Here is a 16,843-nt window from a genome sequence, read left to right as displayed (position 1 = left end):
ATGCTGAAAAACTACCCATGGAAAGGGAATATAAGGGAGCTGAAGAATCTTTTAGAAAGGGCATGCATACTGGCTGATGGCGATTTTGTGGATGATTACCTTTTTATATCCCGAGAAAACGGCACTTTTGAAAGAGAACTTTTTGAGGGTATGCCCGACCTTGAGCTTCTTGAAGCCAGATATACAGCTTATCTTTTGAAAGTTCTAAAGGATGTGAGCAAGGTAGCAAAAGTGCTCGGGTGTAGCAAGAGGACAGTCTACAGGAAGCTAAAAATTTTAAAGGAGCGGGAGTTTAACAACAAACTTTGAACCTTTGCCTGGCTCTGAATCCACATGCACATTACCACCCATGTCCCTGACTATACTGTCCACTATGGAAAGCCCTAATCCACATCCATCTTTATTTTTCCTGTTCTTACCCTGGTAAAAAGGCAGGAATATTTTGCTAAGCTCCTCATGATCTATACCCGGACCTTCATCTTGAACCTCAACGAATGCATACGTACCGTTTATACCCGCTCTCACATACACCCTACTTCCTTTATCAGAAACCTGTATGGCGTTTATGAGTAGGTTAGTTATTATGTGTCTTACATCAGACTCACTACCTAAAACAAAACCGCACTGATCTATACTTTTTTCAATGACTACACCCTTATCTTCTGCGTATATCTTCAAAAGCTCAACACAATCTTCCACAGCCTTTTTCACATCAACGAGGCTTCTCTCTTTTGAATTGCGAACCATAAGGAGAAGTTTACCTATGTAATCCTTGCAGGCGCACACAGCCTCCTTTATTCTTTCTATCTCCTCCTTCTCTCCGTATTCCCTCTCAAGCATTTGCACATAAGTGTATATGATGTTAAGGGGGGTGTTTATCTGGTGAGCAACCCCGAGAGCCAGGTAAGATATAGAACTGAGCCGTTGAGATAAGCTAAATAGGTAATACTTTTCTTTGTCACTTTTTATACCCCTTATTATCTGCAGTACGGAACCGTCTTGTAAGGGATATGCGCATATCTCTACTGGAAACTCGCTTTTGTCATGCGTATAGTGTGTGTGTATAACGTTGACAGCTTTTCCGGTTTTTTCTATCTCCTTAAGAGGACAAGGATGACACTCACCATCACATGGCTCATCCCTGTAGTGTGAAATTCTGAAACATTCTTTGCCTATAACTTCTTCTTTTGAGTTGTACCCCAGATCCTTTGCATACTTGTAGTTGGCGTATAGTATCCTGTAGTTTCTATCTATCACCACAACCTCTTCCTCAAAGGCGTCAAAAATGGAAAACTTCTCCATTATGAGTTATAGTATATCACCCAAGACATACATGTCTCTGCGCACTGTCATAAGTGTCATCTTTTGGAAGACTTTTACACAGAAAGTAAGGCTTTTGCATTATTATAAAATGTTACCTTTTTTGGTACGCAGTTTGCATATAAAAAAGATGTTAAAAAAACAAGGAGGTGACATAATATGAAGTTAGACAGGCGGGATTTTTTGAAGCTATCAGGCGGTAGCATTGTTGCCGCATCTTTGCTAAGTGGAGGTGCGAGTTTTACCTTCGCGAAGAAGATGGAGGAACTTAACCTTCCTAAACCCTCAAAGAACTCACCTCGCGTTGTTATAGTAGGTGCAGGATGGTCCGGGTTGACTATCGCCAAGTACATAAAGATGGGTAATCCCAACGTAGATGTTGTTCTCATCGATAAGAGACATGAGTTCTTTTCCTGTCCGGTAAGTAACTTATGGCTCGTGGATCTTGTAAACTTAGAATTTCTTATGCACGATTTTCTTACGCCTGCAGCCAGACACGGCTATCACATTCTTACCGGAACGTCCGTAATTGACGTGGACAGGAACGCGAGAAAGGTGTATACAGATAAAGGAGTGCTGAGCTACGACTATCTGGTGCTTGCTCCAGGTATAGATTACTACTACGAAGCTTGGATAAAGGATCCTAAGGAGATAGAACTTGCACAGGTTCGTTATCCAGCAGGTTTCATACCTGCATCTGAACACATAAGGATAAAAGAGAAGATACAGAACTTTGAAAAGGGGACTTTTGTTCTTACGGTACCACCCGGACTTGATTACAGATGTCTCCCTGCGCCTTATGAAAGGGCAACGCTCATAGCCTGGTACTTTAAGAAGAATAAAATAAATGGAAAGGTAGTGCTTGTAGACAACCATCCAGATCCGCCTGTTAAAGCAAAGGGCTTTCACTATGCGTGGGACAACTTTGTTAAAGGATACGTAGAGTATTATCCAAACGCAGGTATAAAGTCTGTTGATGTGAATGGTCGTAAAATATCAACGGAAGCTTATGGAGATATAGACTTTGATGACGGTGCCATATACCCTATATGCAAAGCGGGTGAGATAGTATTTAAGGCTGGTCTTGTGAAGAAAGGTGAAAGATGGCCCGATATAGATCCCCTAAAATACCACGCTGTAGGTGATGAAAGGGTTTATGTCACGGGAGACTCAAGGAATCAGCCATTCTCAAAGAGTGGAAATACCTCCAATACGGAAGCTCACTATGTGGCAAAGCTTATACTCGCAAAGATAGCTGGTAAGGACATATCCTACGAACCTCCAAGAACCTTGTGCTACTCAGCGGTAGCACCAGAGGAAGCCATATGGATAGACCTTACTTATAAGTATCTGGGCAACGGAAAGTTTGAGTTTGCCAACGTAAAACTTGACGAACAGCCAAAGGAAAGCAATTATAAGGCTTACATAGAGTGGGCAAAGGGGCTATACAGAGATATGTTCGCGTAACCTCCCTTTTTCCAGTCCCTTTCACCTCTTTTAAGTACCCCCTAAATGGGGGTTTGTTTTTTTTTATTAACCCTATCATACATAAAGTTCCGTACGTGACTATATTTAGTTAGACTATGGAAAAGATCATTGAGATTCCTATAGATCTCGCTCAAAAATGTGTAAAGTGCGGTCTTTGTAAATCTGTTTGTCCTACTTATATGGTGAATCAAGAAGAGAGAAGCTTTGCAAGGGGAAGGCTTGCCCTCGCTGAGATGGTGATAAAAGGTGATCTTGTGCTAAATGAAGAAGTGGCAAAACAGTGGGATGAATGCGCTATGTGCAGAAGATGTGAGTGGATATGTCCTAACGATGTACAATACAAAGAGATTTTAGTTTATGCCAAACACATGCAAAAGGAAAGGTTAGGTTCTGGGCTTGTAAAGTCGGCTGGTCTGAAAGCCCTTGAACTTATGCAAACCAAAGCTGGGAGAAATGTTGTAAAGCTTGCAGGCAAAGTTATGAACTACCTCCCCGTAAATGAGATAAAGACACCTTTTCCTACGGGAGCTGTTAAGTTCATGCCCAAGCCTACCTCAAAAGCTTTCGCTCTTCGCGGGAAGGTCTTTAAGGCAAAAGAGGAAAAGGGAAAGCTCCTCTTCTTCACGGGATGCATGATAGACGCCTTTTACGGAAAGACAGGTGAGAGCGTTATAAAACTCATGAACAAGGCAGGTTACACGGTTATAGTTCCAGAAGATATAAGGTGCTGTGGCGCTCCCCACTACTATTCGGGAAATACGGAAGCCTTTGAGAAGTTGAAAGAGCATAACCTTAAGGAGATGCAAAAGTACGAATACGATGCCATAGTAGTTGCATGTCCCACTTGTGGTGGGGCTCTTCAGGAAGACTACGGTATAAATAAGGAAGTTTTTGACTTTGCACAGATAGTTTACAGGGAAGGTCTAAAGTTTAAAGGGAGAGGCGAGAGAATCACTTTTCATGTTCCGTGCCACTCATATAGCGCCATGAAGGTAGGAGATGACGTTTTTTATTCAGTTATGCATTCGGTAGAGGATGCGCAAGTGAAAAAGGCGCAGAAAGATAAATCCTGCTGTGGTTTTGCTGGGCTATTTTCTATAACGAATCCCAAGATGTCCGATCAGATACAAAAGGAAAAGATAGAGGATCTTGCAAGCACAGGGGCTCAGATAGTTCTCTCTACTTGTCCTGGTTGCGTACTTAACTTGAAAGATGGAAGCATAAAGCACAGAACCGGGCAAGAGGTTATGCATTTGGCTGATTATCTCGCACAGAGGCTAACGGATGAGTCTTGAAAGCTTTTCATAAACTTCTTTTACTTGCTTTTGTGTTTGCTTTATTCCATCCGAGTTGTCTATGACAAAATCTGCATACTTTACCTTCTCCTCAGGAGGAAGTTGGTGTTCCCATCTTCTCTTGAAGTCTTCTAAGGGAAAACCTGCCTTTATTGCCCTCTCCTTGCAAATCTCGTATGGAGCGTAAACCACTATGAGCTTGTCGTAATTTTTGTAAGTCCCTTTTTCCACGAGAAGGCTCGCTTCAACGATCGCTATAGCCTTTTGCGGTAAAGATTTAAACTCATCCTCCAACTTGGTATACAAAGCGCTGTGCGTTATCTCTTCAAGGACCCTTAGCCTTTTAATATCGGAAAAGACCAAGTCGGCTAACTTCTTTCTGTCTATATTTCCTTCTTCATCCAGCACAGCGCTACCAAAATTTTCTATAACCCTTCTATAAACATCTCCCCTCTCCTGATAGAGATCTTTTATAATTTTATCCGCATCAAACACATACGCTCCAAGCTTTTTAAACATATCAGCTACGGTGGATTTCCCACAGCCTATATTTCCGGTAAGCCCTACCTTGAGCATAAATTAATTCTACATGAGAAACTTTCCAAAACCCGTGCTTGTGATGAGTGCCTGCCTTGATCTTCAGCCGGTCAGGTATAACGGAGAATATATAAAGGACGAGTTTGCCATCAAGCTCAGGGAGTACTGTCGTGTGGTGCCTGTATGTCCGGAAATCTCAATAGGTTTGGGAGCACCCAGAGAAAAGGTGATAGTCTATATGAAGGAAGATTTCAGGATTTTTCAGCCTTCAACGGGTATGGATCTTACCGATGAGATGATCTCTTTTGCGGAGAGTTTTTTAAGCTCCCTTGAGCGAGTGGATGGCTTTCTCCTGAAGGGGAAATCACCTTCCTGCGGTGTTTCGGGAACGCGCATTTACAAGGATCCTTATGGAAAGCAAGCCTTTGCACGTGGAAAGGGACTTTTCGCCCTAAAAGTGCTTGAGAGATTTGAATCTGTACCTGTTGAAGATGAAAAAAGACTAAGGAATGTGGATCTCAGGGATCACTTTCTCATAAGGCTTTTTGCTATAGCTGATCTTAGGGAAAGCCTATCCAAGGTGGAGGACGTAAAGGATCTTGTGGATTTCCATCGCAGATACAAGTATCTCATTATGGCACACTCTCAGCAAAAGCTAAAAGAGATGGGAAGAATTGTAGCGAATGCTTCAAAGAGTCTTCCAGACAGTCTCCAGACTTATCAAACTCTCTTCCTGCAAATGCTCAAAAAAAGACCATCAAAAGGTCAACACATTAACGTACTTCTGCACATTATGGGACATATCTCTGATAAAATAAACGATACGGAGAAAAGGCACTTCTTCGAACTCGTTGAAAACTACAAACGTGGACATGAAACACTTTACACTCTCCTTGAGATACTAAGGACATGGACTTACCTTTTTGGGGAAGAATACCTCTTTGATCAAGTTTATCTTGAGCCTTACCCAAAAGATTTGAGGAGTGTTATAATTAATACTTAACCCCGCAACGGGAAAGGGTGAACCCCGCCAGGCCCGAAAGGGAGCAACGGTAAGCCTGCAGTCCCGGGTGCGGGGTATAAGGGCCCGTAGCTCAGTTGGATAGAGCAAGGGATTTCTAATCCCTAGGTCGGGGGTTCGAATCCCTCCGGGCCCGCTTGTGTTATAATGAAGAAAATGATATCCGTAGTTATCCCAGCTTATAACGAGCGAGAAAATATTCCCATACTTTATGAAAAGTTAACCAAGGTACTTGATGGAGACTACGAGATCATATTCGTTGATGATGGCTCAAAAGATGGAACTTTTGAGGTTTTGAAGGATATAGCTCAAAAGGACAAACAAGTGAAGGTGATACGCTTTAAGAGAAATTACGGACAGACCGCTGCCATGTACGCAGGCTTTCAACACGCAAGAGGTGATGTGATAATTACCATGGATGCCGATCTTCAAAACGACCCTGAGGACATACCCTTACTTCTTAAGAAGTTGGAGGAAGGTTACGATCTCGTGAGCGGTTGGAGAAAGGACAGGAAAGACCCATTCCTTTCAAGGAAGCTTCCTTCGGTCATTGCCAACTGGATAATATCCAAAGTAACCGGCGTGTACCTTCATGATTATGGCTGTACTCTGAAAGCGTACAGATCTGAGCTTTTGAAGGAGCTTGAACTTTACGGGGACATGCACAGATTTTTACCGGCTTTGACTAAAAGACAGGGGGCAAAGATAGCGGAAATCGTTGTCAGGCATCATCCAAGACTTTATGGAAGGTCTAAGTACGGTATAGGAAGAACCGTAAGAGTTATTCTTGACATACTACTGGTAAAATTCCTCAACGAGTATATAAACAAGCCCATGTACGTATTTGGTTTTGTAGGTTTTGTGTTTCTTTCTGTTGGTCTTTTAGCGCTTGCTTATCTTCTATTTGTTAAGCTCTTTCTTGAGGAAAGCATAGGAGGGAGACCCCTTCTGATACTAAGCGCCCTTTCCATACTTGCGGGTATACAGCTCATATCAACAGGAATAATAGCTGAACTTTTGGTAAGAATATACTATAGAAGTAAGGAAGACAAACCCTACATTATAGATCAAAAGATAAATCTTTAGTAAAATAAAGTACCATCTCTAAGCCTTACTATCCTGCTGAAAAATTTGCTAAGTTCTGTATTATGTGTTGCAACGAGGAAAGTAATTCCCCTCTCTTGATTGAGGTGTTTAAACAGTTCAAATATTCTTGTGCCTTCTTCAAGGTCAAGGTTTCCCGTAGGTTCATCCGCAAGTAACACTTTGGGTTCAAGCATTAAGGCTCTACCTATGGCTACCCTCTGCATCTGACCCCCTGAGAGTTGGCTGGGCTTTTGATGTGCCTTGTCCTCAAGTCTCAAAAAGCTAAGAATTTCAAGAGCTTTCTTTCTTGCATCCTTTATACCAACCATATCACCTACAAGCAGAAGGTTTTCAAGCACGCTAAAATCTTCTAGAAGATAGAACAGCTGAAACACAAAGGCTAAATTGTTTTTTCTGAAGTCCGCAAGCTCATCCTCTTTCATAGCTGTTACTTCCCTTCCAAGCACCCATATCTTCCCTTCCGTGGGACGATCAAGTCCAGCTATGAGATGCAGAAGTGTACTTTTTCCAGAACCTGAAGGTCCCATAAGCCCACAGAACTCTCCTTCTTTGATTACAAGATCAACAGATTTTAAAGCCTTAGTACCGTCTGGATAGACCTTCCAAAGATTGGAAACCTTGATGACCTCACTCATTTCTGAGGATCTCCACTATACTCATCTTACTAGCCCTGTAAGCAGGTAGGAGGCTTGCAAGTAAAGAAAGGAAAAAAGCGCCACCTAAGGTAATTACCACATCCCCTGTTTCAAAAAATACAGGCACATGATCCATAAGGTAAACATCTGCAGGTACCCTAACCAGTTTGTATTCGTTTATGAGATACCCGCCAATTAGTGAGATTAAAAGACCACCGATAGAGCCTACAGTACCCAAAGTGATCCCCTCAAGTACGAATATCATGGCTACTTCCACTTTTTTAAGTCCAAAGGTGCGCAGGACAGCTATATCCCTGATCTTTTCCCTTACCTTCATAAAAAGGAGGCTCGTTATGTTAAAGGATGCAACTATTACCATCAAAAGGAGGACAAAGAATATGCCTACCTTTTCAAGCTGTAAGGCATTAAAGAGGGGTTTGTTCAGATCTATCCACGAGCGTACCACGACAGCGTTACCGAGTTCTTTTTCTATTTCTCTTTTCACCTCCTGGGCTTTGTAAGGGTCTTTTACAAACACCTCAAAGCCGTAGAGTTGCCACTGTGGACCGAAAAATTCCGTAGCTTTAGACATAGGCATTATAACTGTGAGGTAATCCTGATCAAAAGTGCCGGTCTGAAACACGCCATCTATCTTAAAACTTGCCACCTTAGGTATAAAACCAAAGGGTGTAGCTCTACCCATTGGTGAGACCAAAGTCACACTTTCACCCACCTTTATACCCATAAGATCGGAAAGACCCTTACCTACGAGTATCCCACCATGAAAAGTACCTTCAATTAAAAACTTCCTCTTTCTAAGTATGTCAGAGGGTCTCATACCTTTTACGCTCACGCTTTGAATAGAACTACCTTTGGAGAGGATAGCTTGATATATGACGATCGGATAAACGGTTTTTACATCTTTGAGAAGCTTTATCCTATCTTCGTAGTCAGTCATCTGATCACCTGTCAAAAGACTAACCACGATGTGAGGTGAGGTTGAAAGGATCTTCTCTTTTAATGCGTGCTGGAAACCTGCAAAAACACCCATAGTAAGAAGGACAGCTACAACGCTCAAGATCACGCCCAAAAGGGCAATGATGGATACAAGTAATGTTGAACCTCTACTGGCTAATATGTATCTGAAGGATATGCGCGCTACGGTCTTTAAAGCGTATTGCACTCATTAGATTATACATCAACCACCCACTTTGAACATCTCCACTTTCCTTATAACCTCCCCTTTACTTAATTTCTCCAATCTCTCCTCCGAGTATCTGTCCTTTCTTGAATGCCATACGGATCTTATAAAATCCTCTATATCCTCATCGCTTGCACCACCTCTTATGAGTGTCTTGATATCGTAGCCATCCGTTGCAAAAAGGCAAGTAAGGAGCTTTCCGTCAGCTGTAAGTCGGAGTCTGTTGCAATCCCCACAAAAGGGTTGTGTCACGGATGAGATAACACCAAACTCAAGTCCGTCATCTTTGTATCTGTATCTGTCAGCTACCTCACCTCTGTAGCTCTTTTCTACGGGTTCAATTTCAAACTCCCTAGATATTACTCTAACTATTTCCTTAGCTGACACTACCTTTTCCAAAGACCATCCGTTCACATTGCCTACATCCATAAACTCTATGAATCTTACAACTACACCCATACTTTTGAAAAACTTTGCTATATCAAGTATTTCGCCATCGTTAAGACCTTTTACCACACACACATTGACCTTGACAGGATGGAGACCAACCTCAAGAGCTGTTTCTATACCGCTCAGTATCTGTGAAACTTTTATACTCCTACCGACTACTTTGGAAAACACCTCATCTCTTAAAGAGTGGAAACTCACAGTTACTCTCTTTAAACCTGCCTCTTTGAGTGATCTTGCCTTTTCTGAAAGCAAAAATCCGTTTGTAGTCATGCTTATGTCTTGCAAACCTTTTACCTCAGAAAGAAGCTTTACAAGATTCTCGATGTGTTTTCTGACGAGAGGCTCTCCTCCAGTTATTCTTACCTTACTGACTCCTAATCTGACGCTTACTTCCACTATACGCTTTATCTCCTCAAAGGTAAGTATCTCCGAACGAGGATAAAACTCATACTCTTGTTCGGCTGGCATACAAAACTGACACCTGAAGTTACACCTGTCAGTTACTGATATTCTAAGGTCGTGAAGTTCCCTTCCGTAGCTGTCCTTTATCATGCTCCGAGTACCCACTCGCCTTTACCGTTTGAAAATACCTCTTTTTTCCATATAGGTGCCCTCTTTTTAACCTCATCCACCACGTACCTACACGCTTTAAATGTCTCCTCTCTATGCCCACCAAAGACACACACGAGAAAGGATGGCTCCCCTACTCTAACAATACCAAGCCTGTGGTGGACAAAAACCTCTTTGACGGAAAAGAGTTTTATTGCTTCCTGTCTTATTTCCTCCATAACTTTGACAGCCATTTCTGGAAAAGCTTCGTAGTGAAGCTCTTTTACATCCCCATCTTCCGGAGCCGATCTTGCTATACCAAGAAAGGTTACGCTCGCTCCACAATTACTGGGAATATCGTAATGAGCAAGTATTTTCTCTATACCCAACCACTCTATACCTATATAAACTTTTGGCACCATGGCTAGTTTATTAAATATACTTTTTCTTTCACAATTTGTGTGTAGAAATACATCATTTATCTTATACAGCACAGCAGGAAAGCTTTGAAATGTCCTTATAGAAGGATTGGGCACATAGTTTTATCGCTTCAGAAAGCGTAGAATAAACGTCTACCATATCAATAACATCTTCAAGCCTAAGCCCATATTTTATAAGTGGCACGGCTTTGTGTATCAACTCAGCTCCATGAGGAGAAAGCATATGAACACCGAGAATACGCCTTGAACCTTTTTCTACTACCATTTTTATAAGTCCATGATTCTTAAGGCTGATAATCGCCCTTGGAACTTTAGTAAAGTCTAAAACCCTTGTCTCCACGTCCATACCCCTTTTTCTTGCCCCCTCTTCAGTAAAACCAACGCTGGCAAGCTCAGGATCTGTAAATATGGCACGGGGGACAGGCAAGTAATCAATTCTTTTTCTGTTTCCAAGCAAGGCATTTTCCGCTGCAACAGCACCTTCCATAGCTGCCGTAGTGACAAGAAGCATTCTATTTATACAGTCTCCAGCTCCGTATATGTCTTTATTTGTGGTTTGGAGATAATCATCAACCTTTATGAACCCTCTATCGTCCAGTTCTACGCCAACTCTTTCAATACCTGTATGCTCCGTATTGGCTCTCCTCCCAACTGCGATAAGTATATGACTACCTATAACTTCCATTTTCTTGTTATCGTGCAGTATTTTTAGAAGTATGCCTCCTTTGTATTCACTAACCTCTTCAACCTTTGCTGAGGTGTAAATTTTCATACCTTCCTTTTCTAAAAGTTCCTTAAGCTTCCTTCTTAGCTCTGGTTCTTCACCCATAGTGATTTCTGGCAAGGCTTCAAATACAGAAACTCTACTACCAAATCTTAAAAAGGCTTTGAACCCGTAGCTATTATAGCTTTATTAAAGTTTACTTCTTCGCTGTTGATTGTAGCTTTACCATTGTCTATGAACTCCGCATGTCCTTCTGCATATTAATCTCTGGATAAGCCTCAAGAACATTCCAATATTTTTCTTTTCTAAGTTCGGATATAAGCTTATCCTTTAGTTCAATAACCTTGTTAAAGTTAACTTCTTCTGCTTGAAAACCCTCTATCAATTCTGTCCTTGGTCTAAAAAGCATATTAGCAATTTCTACTAAGTACTTTGAAGGTATGCACCCCCTATTCAAACATGTCTTTTCCCTCTGCTATAAGCACTTTTTAGCTCCAAGTTCTACAGCCTTTATAGCAGCTGCGAACCCAGCAGAACCGCCACCTAAAATAAACATATCGTAGTAATCTCCTGATGAAATATATACGGAGCCTTTCTCAAGGGGTTCAGCTCTGTATCCAGAACTTCTAACTGCTTCTATTAAAGTTTCCACATCCAAAGCCTTATTGCCTTCCACCACTGCATAGCCTTGAGGGAAATAGACCTTCGCTTTACTTACACCTGGCACACTCTCAAGTGCCTTTTTCACAGTCTTAGCACAATGCCCACAGGTCATACCAGTTATTTTCAGATAAATCATCTTACGCCTCCTAAAATCTTGTCTTACCAATTACAGTACCCTTATAGTTTCCAGTATTTGATATAGCCTTCAATAAAAGGTCTTCTTTTGTTCCGTCCTGTGCAATAACCACAGCTATATTGTTATTTAGAGAGGTTAATAGTCGCTTAACCCCATTTATTTGAGAAATAGCCCTTTTGACAGCAATTTGACACATTTCGCATGTCATACCTTCCACATCAATCACGAAAACTTCTTCTGCAAAGCTAAGGCTTACCATAATAAGTGGTATCAGTAAAAGTTTTTTTCATGTTAAAACCTCCTTTTTAGTTTCCATAAATTTTTGCAAGGATATATGGGTATAATGTGGAGACAAGCAGAAACACAAAAGCCATTAGGGTTAAACCTTTTCTAAGTTTGTGGAATTTTACTCTATCTTCACATACACAATCTACATTAGGTTTTTTAAGAAAGCTTTTATAAAAGGAGTAGCCAACAGCGATATAACCCATAGCCAGAAAGTAAAACCTGTATGGTTCAAGAACGTTGAGAAAGCTAAGACTTCCTGTTGATACACCGAATACTACAAATAGAGTAGGGGCAATACAACAGGAAGCGGACAAAAAGGACGCAACCATTCCTAAAAGGCTACTTACTGTCTCCCTCATATCAGCAACCTCCCTTTATGAGCTTTTCAAGAGCTCCCATGAAATCTTCAAAAGCTCTTATATCTCCATATTCTATTCCTGGCTTTACGCAATACTCCGCATGGTCTTTTAAAAGCTTAATGGCAACAGAGTTCAGCGCAGATTTAACTGCTGATATTTGAATGAGTATATCATCACAGCTCTTTCTTTCCTTTAGCATCCTTTGGAGTCCTTTTACTTGCCCCTCTATGCGAAGAAGCCTATTTAAAAGTTCTTTTATGCTCTCTTCCGGTAAATATATATCGCATTCTTTCATACCTAATATAATAGCTGTTTTACATGTGAAGGCAGGTAGTTTGGCAAATGCTAAAGCTGTGCTTTTAGTTCCTGCCTCCATACAAAAAACTTGGGTGCTTTTATCAGCACAAAGGGTGTTGTGAGCTTGGATATGGAGACTTCTTGTCTAAGTTTTATATAAATTTATATAAGATGGACCTGATAAGGAACTTCTCCATAATAGCGCATGTGGATCATGGAAAATCCACTCTGGCGGATAGGCTTCTTGAGTTTACCGGCAGTGTATCAAGGCGAGAGCTAAAAGATCAGATGCTGGATACCTTAGAGATAGAAAGAGAGCGTGGTATAACGATAAAGCTTCAAGCTGTCAAGATGTTTTATAGAGCTAAGGACCGTAAAACTTATACCTTACACCTTATAGACACACCCGGACATGTGGATTTCTCTTATGAAGTCTCAAGGGCACTTGCAGCGTGTGAAGGCGCTATACTTTTGGTGGATGCAACGCAGGGGATAGAAGCTCAAACCGTTGCTAACTTCTGGAAAGCTGTAGAACAGGACCTGGTGATACTGCCTGTAATTAACAAAATAGATTTGCCTTCGGCTCAACCAGAAAGGGTAATAAAGCAAATAGAAGATATTTTGGGACTTCCTGCGAAGGATGTGCTTCTCATATCAGCCAAAGAAGGTATAGGTATAGAAGCTGTGCTTGAAGCCATAGTACATCGCATACCTCCACCTAAGGGAGATCCGAATGCGCCTCTTAAAGCACTTATCTTTGATTCATACTATGATCAGTATAGGGGTGCTGTAGCTTTTGTGAGAGTTTTTGACGGTGAGGTAAAACCAGGTATACGTATAAGGCTGTTTTCTACTGGAAAAGAGTTTGAAGTTACAGAAGTTGGCGCTCAAACGCCTAAGATGGCGAAGTTTGACAAGCTTACTGCTGGAGATGTGGGATACATAGCAGCTTCCATAAAGGATGTTAGGGATATTAAAATAGGAGACACCATAACGGACGCAAAGCGACCTACAGAAAGCCCTGTTCCAGGTTTTAGACCAGCTAAACCTATGGTTTACGCGGGTATTTATCCATCCGATGGTTATACTTATGAAGAGCTAAGAGATGCCCTTGAGAGGTACGCTATAAACGACGCTGCAATACAGTACGAACCTGAAACATCTCCCGCGCTTGGCTTGGGCTTTAGGGTTGGGTTCCTTGGGCTTTTACACATGGAGATAGTTCAGGAAAGGCTTGAAAGGGAATATAACGTCAGCATAGTTACAACTGCACCAAGTGTTGTTTACAGGGTTAGGTTTAAAAATGGTCAAATTAGGGAAGTGCGGAATCCCTCGGATCTTCCCGAGAACTGGGGAATTATAGAGGCAATAGAAGAGCCTTTCGTCCTACTCACTATAATCACGCCAAAAGATTATGTGGGAAACGTAATAAATCTCTGTCAAGAAAGGCGCGGAACTCAGAAGAAGTTTATGTATTTGGATCAGAATACGGTTCTCCTTGAGTATGAGATGCCTCTCAGTGAAATCATTATGGACTTTCACGACAAGATAAAGGGAGTTTCTAAAGGTTACGCTTCATACGATTACGAGTTTATAGGTTTTAAAGAAGAGGATCTTGTGAGGCTCAACATTTTTATAAACAACGATCCTGTTGACGCGCTATCTTTCATAGTACACAAAGATAAAGCTTACAGGAGAGCAAGACAGCTCGTAGAAAAACTAAGAGAGGTTATTCCCAGGCAGTTATTTGAGGTAAAGGTTCAGGCAGGTATAGGGAACAAGATCATAGCTTCTGAGAGGATACCACCATTGAGAGCTAACGTAACAGCGAAGTGCTATGGTGGAGACATAACCAGAAAGAAAAAGCTCTTAGAAAAGCAGAAGGAGGGGAAAAAGAGACTTAAGCAGTTTGGAAAAGTGGAGCTTCCGCAGGAAGCCTTTCTAACAGTATTAAAGGTTGAGTGATCATCTCAGTATGGAAAAGATAGAAAAAGCAAAGAGATTCATACAGGAGCTTGAAGAAAACAGGCATATCAAACTCAAGAGAAGTTCTGGTGTGGGTCTTTACCTTTTTAATTTACTCAGGGAAGAGCTTGAACCTGTTTATCTTAACCTCCTTAAAGATTTTGATAAAGTATCTTTACAGAAGCGTATAGGCATACTCAAAGTGATAAAGGAAAGGCTCACTCATCCTACCCACAAAATAAGCGTTGACTTTTCTGGTTTTGAAAAGAAACCTATAGAGAAGTTCTTTGTACCAATAGATAAAATAAAGGTTCTCGATGAAAAAGAAAAGAAACTGCTCAAGTCCCTCGGTATAAAGGACCTTTACTCGGCGCTATGGTATCTGCCGGTGAGATACGAAGACAGGAGGTTAAACAATTCGGTGAAAACCACTAAGGCTGGGCAAAAGATAGCCCTAAAGCTCAAAGTGGTAGAGACAGGCTACGATCCTTCCGAGAAGTATCCGGCTTTTGTAAAGTGTGAAGACGCTACAGGTATTTTGTACCTTCGCTTTCGCTACAAAAACGAAAAGCCCTTATATCCCTTCAGAAGGGGAAGTCAGATAGTAGTTTACGGTAGGCTAAAAGAGTTTAAAGGCGAAAGGTACATGGTCCATCCAGAGGTATCTTTTCAAGAAAATGAGTTTGGTAGGATACTACCCTTTTACTACATAAGAACCAAAGGAGAAATAAAAACCTTCTCCTCAAAGACAAGACATAAAAAAGTCAGGCAAGCGATAGAAAAGCTCCTTGAGTATACAAAATTTATGCCCGAGTATCTACCTGCGGAACTGCTCCAAAAATATGGATTTCCCAAGATAGGTGAAAGCCTCTATCTTGCACATAACCCTTGCGATGAGGATGAAGATACCCTTAACAGCTTCAGAACATCTTTTCAAAGAAGACTCATCTACGAAGAGCTTCTCCTTTTCCAACTTGCCCTTCAGGTAAAAAAGAGGCAGATAAAGAGCCTTTCGGCTGTTTGCCTTACAAAGCCTGAGGAACATATGGAAGAGTTTATGAGCACCTTACCCTTTAGATTGACAGAGGCTCAGAGGAAGGTACTCAAGGAGATATCATTGGATATAAAGAGCAAAAGACCTATGAATAGACTCCTTCAGGGTGATGTGGGAAGCGGGAAGACAGTGGTAGCGATGGCTGTCTCTTACGCCTTTGCCAAAGAAGGATACCAGTGCGCCATAATGGCTCCCACTGAAATACTTGCACAGCAACACTACGAAAGCTTTAGAAAGTTTCTTGAACCTCTCGGTATAAGGGTAAGTATTTTGACAGGTTCTATCAGAGGTTCTACCAGAAGGAGCATATATAAGCATGTAAACACTGGGGACATACAAGTGCTTATAGGTACACACGCCCTCCTTCAGGATAATTTAGAGTTCAAAAATTTGGCTTTTGTTGTTATAGATGAACAGCATAGGTTCGGTGTTATGCAAAGGAAAGACATGTTGAAGAAAGGGAAGGGGCTTTTCCCTCACTGCCTTGTGATGAGTGCAACACCTATACCCAGAACCTTAGCCCTTTGTTTGTACGGTGATCTTGATATATCTATCATAGATCAGATGCCCAAAGGAAGGAAGCCAGTAATTACCAAAGTGCTGTTTGAGTCTGAAATGGAGAGATGCTTAAGTTTTATAAGGCAGGAACTTAGCAAAGGTGGAAAGGTTTACGTCATATACCCTCTTATAGAGAGTTCCGAAAAGCTACAGCTAAAGTCGGCTACCGATGAGTATATACGCTGGAAGGATCTATTTCCAGACAGAAAGGTACTTTTGATGCATGGGAAACTCAAAGATAGCGAAAAGGAAGCTGTTATGAAGGAGTTTAGAAAGGACGGTGATATTTTGGTTTCCACCACTGTGGTGGAGGTAGGAGTAGATGTACCTTCAGCCACAGTTATGGTAATAGAATCGGCTCACATGTTTGGACTCTCTCAGATACACCAGCTCAGAGGTAGAGTGGGAAGGTCGGAAAGACAGGGCTATTGCTTTCTCATAGTACCTGATCATCTCAGAAATACAGATGCGGAGGCTATAAATAGACTTAAAATTCTCGTGCAGATAAATGATGGATTCAAGATAGCTGAAGAGGATCTAAAGCTAAGAGGACCAGGAGAGCTTATGGGTGTTTCCCAATCCGGATACTTTGGCTTTAATGTTGCAAACTTAGCAAGGGTACAGGACAAATACATGCTACAGCTCGCTAAAGAAGACGTCAGCCGATTTATAGATAACTTGACAAGTGTTGAGGATATTAAAAAGCTTCTTATATACAAATACTCGGAGCGTATAGACATAAGTTACATAGCTTAA

At 41.4% G+C, this 16,843-nt stretch carries 19 protein-coding genes and 1 tRNA gene; 8 read left to right on the top strand and 12 right to left on the bottom strand.

Going from position 1 to position 16,843, the window contains the following annotated elements; all coding sequences use genetic code 11:
• Positions 1-309: sigma-54-dependent Fis family transcriptional regulator (locus tag ABWK04_01745; protein ID MEZ0360609.1), on the top strand; the 309-nt coding region annotated here is incomplete at its 5' end.
• Here ABWK04_01745 and ABWK04_01740 read toward each other — a convergent pair.
• Positions 277-1,302: a PAS domain-containing sensor histidine kinase gene (locus ABWK04_01740; protein MEZ0360608.1), complete on the bottom strand. Its 1,026-nt coding sequence runs from the start codon at positions 1,300-1,302 to the stop codon at positions 277-279. The two genes, ABWK04_01745 and ABWK04_01740, sit on opposite strands and share 33 nt — an antisense overlap.
• 177 nt (positions 1,303-1,479) lie before the next feature.
• Between ABWK04_01740 and ABWK04_01735 the strand changes: the two genes are divergently transcribed.
• Both ABWK04_01735 and ABWK04_01730 read left to right on the top strand, forming a co-directional pair.
• A complete protein-coding gene (locus tag ABWK04_01735) occupies positions 1,480-2,787 on the top strand; it encodes an FAD-dependent oxidoreductase (protein MEZ0360607.1) in 1,308 nt (435 codons plus the stop codon).
• A gap of 116 nt (positions 2,788-2,903) precedes the next feature.
• Positions 2,904-4,103, top strand: coding sequence for a (Fe-S)-binding protein (locus ABWK04_01730; GenBank protein MEZ0360606.1), 1,200 nt, complete (start codon positions 2,904-2,906; stop codon positions 4,101-4,103).
• Here the strand turns inward: ABWK04_01730 and coaE are convergent.
• Positions 4,086-4,679, bottom strand: a complete 594-nt coding sequence (coaE, locus tag ABWK04_01725; protein MEZ0360605.1) for a dephospho-CoA kinase — start codon at positions 4,677-4,679, stop codon at positions 4,086-4,088. The genes ABWK04_01730 and coaE overlap by 18 nt on opposite strands.
• Before the next feature lie 13 nt (positions 4,680-4,692).
• Here coaE and ABWK04_01720 point away from each other — a divergent pair, with 13 nt between their 5' ends.
• From ABWK04_01720 to ABWK04_01710, 3 genes are all read left to right on the top strand, one after another.
• Positions 4,693-5,643, top strand: coding sequence for a DUF523 and DUF1722 domain-containing protein (locus ABWK04_01720; protein ID MEZ0360604.1), 951 nt, complete (start codon positions 4,693-4,695; stop codon positions 5,641-5,643).
• A gap of 80 nt (positions 5,644-5,723) precedes the next feature.
• Positions 5,724-5,797: transfer RNA gene (locus ABWK04_01715), tRNA-Arg, on the top strand.
• A gap of 20 nt (positions 5,798-5,817) precedes the next feature.
• Positions 5,818-6,747: a glycosyltransferase family 2 protein gene (locus tag ABWK04_01710; GenBank protein MEZ0360603.1), complete on the top strand. Its 930-nt coding sequence runs from the start codon at positions 5,818-5,820 to the stop codon at positions 6,745-6,747.
• On the opposite strand, the gene ABWK04_01705 is transcribed toward ABWK04_01710, so the two are convergent.
• The 10 genes from ABWK04_01705 to ABWK04_01660 all read right to left on the bottom strand — a co-directional run bounded on the left by ABWK04_01705 (position 6,744) and on the right by ABWK04_01660 (position 12,508).
• A complete protein-coding gene (locus ABWK04_01705; GenBank protein ID MEZ0360602.1) occupies positions 6,744-7,403 on the bottom strand; it encodes an ABC transporter ATP-binding protein in 660 nt (219 codons plus the stop codon). The two genes, ABWK04_01710 and ABWK04_01705, sit on opposite strands and share 4 nt — an antisense overlap.
• Positions 7,396-8,586: an ABC transporter permease gene (locus tag ABWK04_01700; GenBank protein MEZ0360601.1), complete on the bottom strand. Its 1,191-nt coding sequence runs from the start codon at positions 8,584-8,586 to the stop codon at positions 7,396-7,398. The genes ABWK04_01705 and ABWK04_01700 overlap by 8 nt, the downstream gene beginning before the upstream one ends.
• A 15-nt stretch (positions 8,587-8,601) precedes the next feature.
• On the bottom strand, positions 8,602-9,606 hold the full coding sequence (moaA, locus tag ABWK04_01695) for a GTP 3',8-cyclase MoaA (protein ID MEZ0360600.1): 1,005 nt from the start codon (positions 9,604-9,606) through the stop codon (positions 8,602-8,604).
• On the bottom strand, positions 9,603-10,025 hold the full coding sequence (locus ABWK04_01690; GenBank protein ID MEZ0360599.1) for a molybdenum cofactor biosynthesis protein MoaE: 423 nt from the start codon (positions 10,023-10,025) through the stop codon (positions 9,603-9,605). Before ABWK04_01690 ends, moaA begins: the two co-directional genes overlap by 4 nt.
• Positions 10,026-10,086: 61 nt before the next feature.
• Entirely contained in the window at positions 10,087-10,887 is an 801-nt protein-coding gene (locus tag ABWK04_01685) for an FAD-dependent oxidoreductase (GenBank protein ID MEZ0360598.1), read from the bottom strand.
• Positions 10,888-10,999: 112 nt separating this feature from the next.
• Positions 11,000-11,176, bottom strand: a complete 177-nt coding sequence (locus ABWK04_01680) for a hypothetical protein (GenBank protein ID MEZ0360597.1) — start codon at positions 11,174-11,176, stop codon at positions 11,000-11,002.
• Positions 11,177-11,242: 66 nt separating this feature from the next.
• Positions 11,243-11,566: a cation transporter gene (locus tag ABWK04_01675; protein MEZ0360596.1), complete on the bottom strand. Its 324-nt coding sequence runs from the start codon at positions 11,564-11,566 to the stop codon at positions 11,243-11,245.
• Positions 11,567-11,576: 10 nt separating this feature from the next.
• Entirely contained in the window at positions 11,577-11,825 is a 249-nt protein-coding gene (locus ABWK04_01670) for a heavy metal-associated domain-containing protein (GenBank protein ID MEZ0360595.1), read from the bottom strand.
• Between the two features lie 46 nt (positions 11,826-11,871).
• Positions 11,872-12,213 carry a mercuric transporter MerT family protein gene (locus ABWK04_01665; protein MEZ0360594.1) on the bottom strand — a complete coding sequence of 114 codons (342 nt, stop codon included), beginning with the start codon at positions 12,211-12,213 and terminating at the stop codon, positions 11,872-11,874.
• Position 12,214: 1 nt separating this feature from the next.
• Positions 12,215-12,508: a metal-sensitive transcriptional regulator gene (locus ABWK04_01660; protein ID MEZ0360593.1), complete on the bottom strand. Its 294-nt coding sequence runs from the start codon at positions 12,506-12,508 to the stop codon at positions 12,215-12,217.
• A gap of 173 nt (positions 12,509-12,681) precedes the next feature.
• Between ABWK04_01660 and lepA the strand changes: the two genes are divergently transcribed.
• Positions 12,682-14,475: a translation elongation factor 4 gene (gene lepA / locus ABWK04_01655; protein ID MEZ0360592.1), complete on the top strand. Its 1,794-nt coding sequence runs from the start codon at positions 12,682-12,684 to the stop codon at positions 14,473-14,475.
• 10 nt (positions 14,476-14,485) lie between these two features.
• Positions 14,486-16,843: an ATP-dependent DNA helicase RecG gene (recG, locus tag ABWK04_01650; GenBank protein ID MEZ0360591.1), complete on the top strand. Its 2,358-nt coding sequence runs from the start codon at positions 14,486-14,488 to the stop codon at positions 16,841-16,843.

This window comes from Hydrogenobacter sp. (assembly GCA_041287335.1).
GTDB lineage: Bacteria > Aquificota > Aquificia > Aquificales > Aquificaceae > Hydrogenobacter.
The sequence above is the reverse complement of the archived record's forward strand: the minus strand, read 5'-3'. Positions and strand labels throughout refer to the sequence as shown.

Excerpts from the sequence above, each read along its gene's own strand:
- ABWK04_01740 (MEZ0360608.1), bottom strand. The coding sequence starts at position 1,302 with ATGGAGAAGTTTTCCATTTTTGACGCCTTTGAGGAAGAGGTTGTGGTG.
- ABWK04_01735 (MEZ0360607.1), top strand. The coding sequence starts at position 1,480 with ATGAAGTTAGACAGGCGGGATTTTTTGAAGCTATCAGGCGGTAGCATT.
- ABWK04_01730 (MEZ0360606.1), top strand. The coding sequence starts at position 2,904 with ATGGAAAAGATCATTGAGATTCCTATAGATCTCGCTCAAAAATGTGTA.
- coaE (MEZ0360605.1), bottom strand. The coding sequence starts at position 4,679 with ATGCTCAAGGTAGGGCTTACCGGAAATATAGGCTGTGGGAAATCCACC.
- ABWK04_01720 (MEZ0360604.1), top strand. The coding sequence starts at position 4,693 with ATGAGAAACTTTCCAAAACCCGTGCTTGTGATGAGTGCCTGCCTTGAT.
- ABWK04_01710 (MEZ0360603.1), top strand. The coding sequence starts at position 5,818 with ATGATATCCGTAGTTATCCCAGCTTATAACGAGCGAGAAAATATTCCC.
- ABWK04_01705 (MEZ0360602.1), bottom strand. The coding sequence starts at position 7,403 with ATGAGTGAGGTCATCAAGGTTTCCAATCTTTGGAAGGTCTATCCAGAC.
- moaA (MEZ0360600.1), bottom strand. The coding sequence starts at position 9,606 with ATGATAAAGGACAGCTACGGAAGGGAACTTCACGACCTTAGAATATCA.
- ABWK04_01690 (MEZ0360599.1), bottom strand. The coding sequence starts at position 10,025 with ATGGTGCCAAAAGTTTATATAGGTATAGAGTGGTTGGGTATAGAGAAA.
- ABWK04_01680 (MEZ0360597.1), bottom strand. The coding sequence starts at position 11,176 with ATGCTTTTTAGACCAAGGACAGAATTGATAGAGGGTTTTCAAGCAGAA.
- ABWK04_01675 (MEZ0360596.1), bottom strand. The coding sequence starts at position 11,566 with ATGATTTATCTGAAAATAACTGGTATGACCTGTGGGCATTGTGCTAAG.
- ABWK04_01670 (MEZ0360595.1), bottom strand. The coding sequence starts at position 11,825 with ATGGTAAGCCTTAGCTTTGCAGAAGAAGTTTTCGTGATTGATGTGGAA.
- ABWK04_01665 (MEZ0360594.1), bottom strand. The coding sequence starts at position 12,213 with ATGAGGGAGACAGTAAGTAGCCTTTTAGGAATGGTTGCGTCCTTTTTG.
- ABWK04_01660 (MEZ0360593.1), bottom strand. The coding sequence starts at position 12,508 with ATGAAAGAATGCGATATATATTTACCGGAAGAGAGCATAAAAGAACTT.
- lepA (MEZ0360592.1), top strand. The coding sequence starts at position 12,682 with ATGGACCTGATAAGGAACTTCTCCATAATAGCGCATGTGGATCATGGA.
- recG (MEZ0360591.1), top strand. The coding sequence starts at position 14,486 with ATGGAAAAGATAGAAAAAGCAAAGAGATTCATACAGGAGCTTGAAGAA.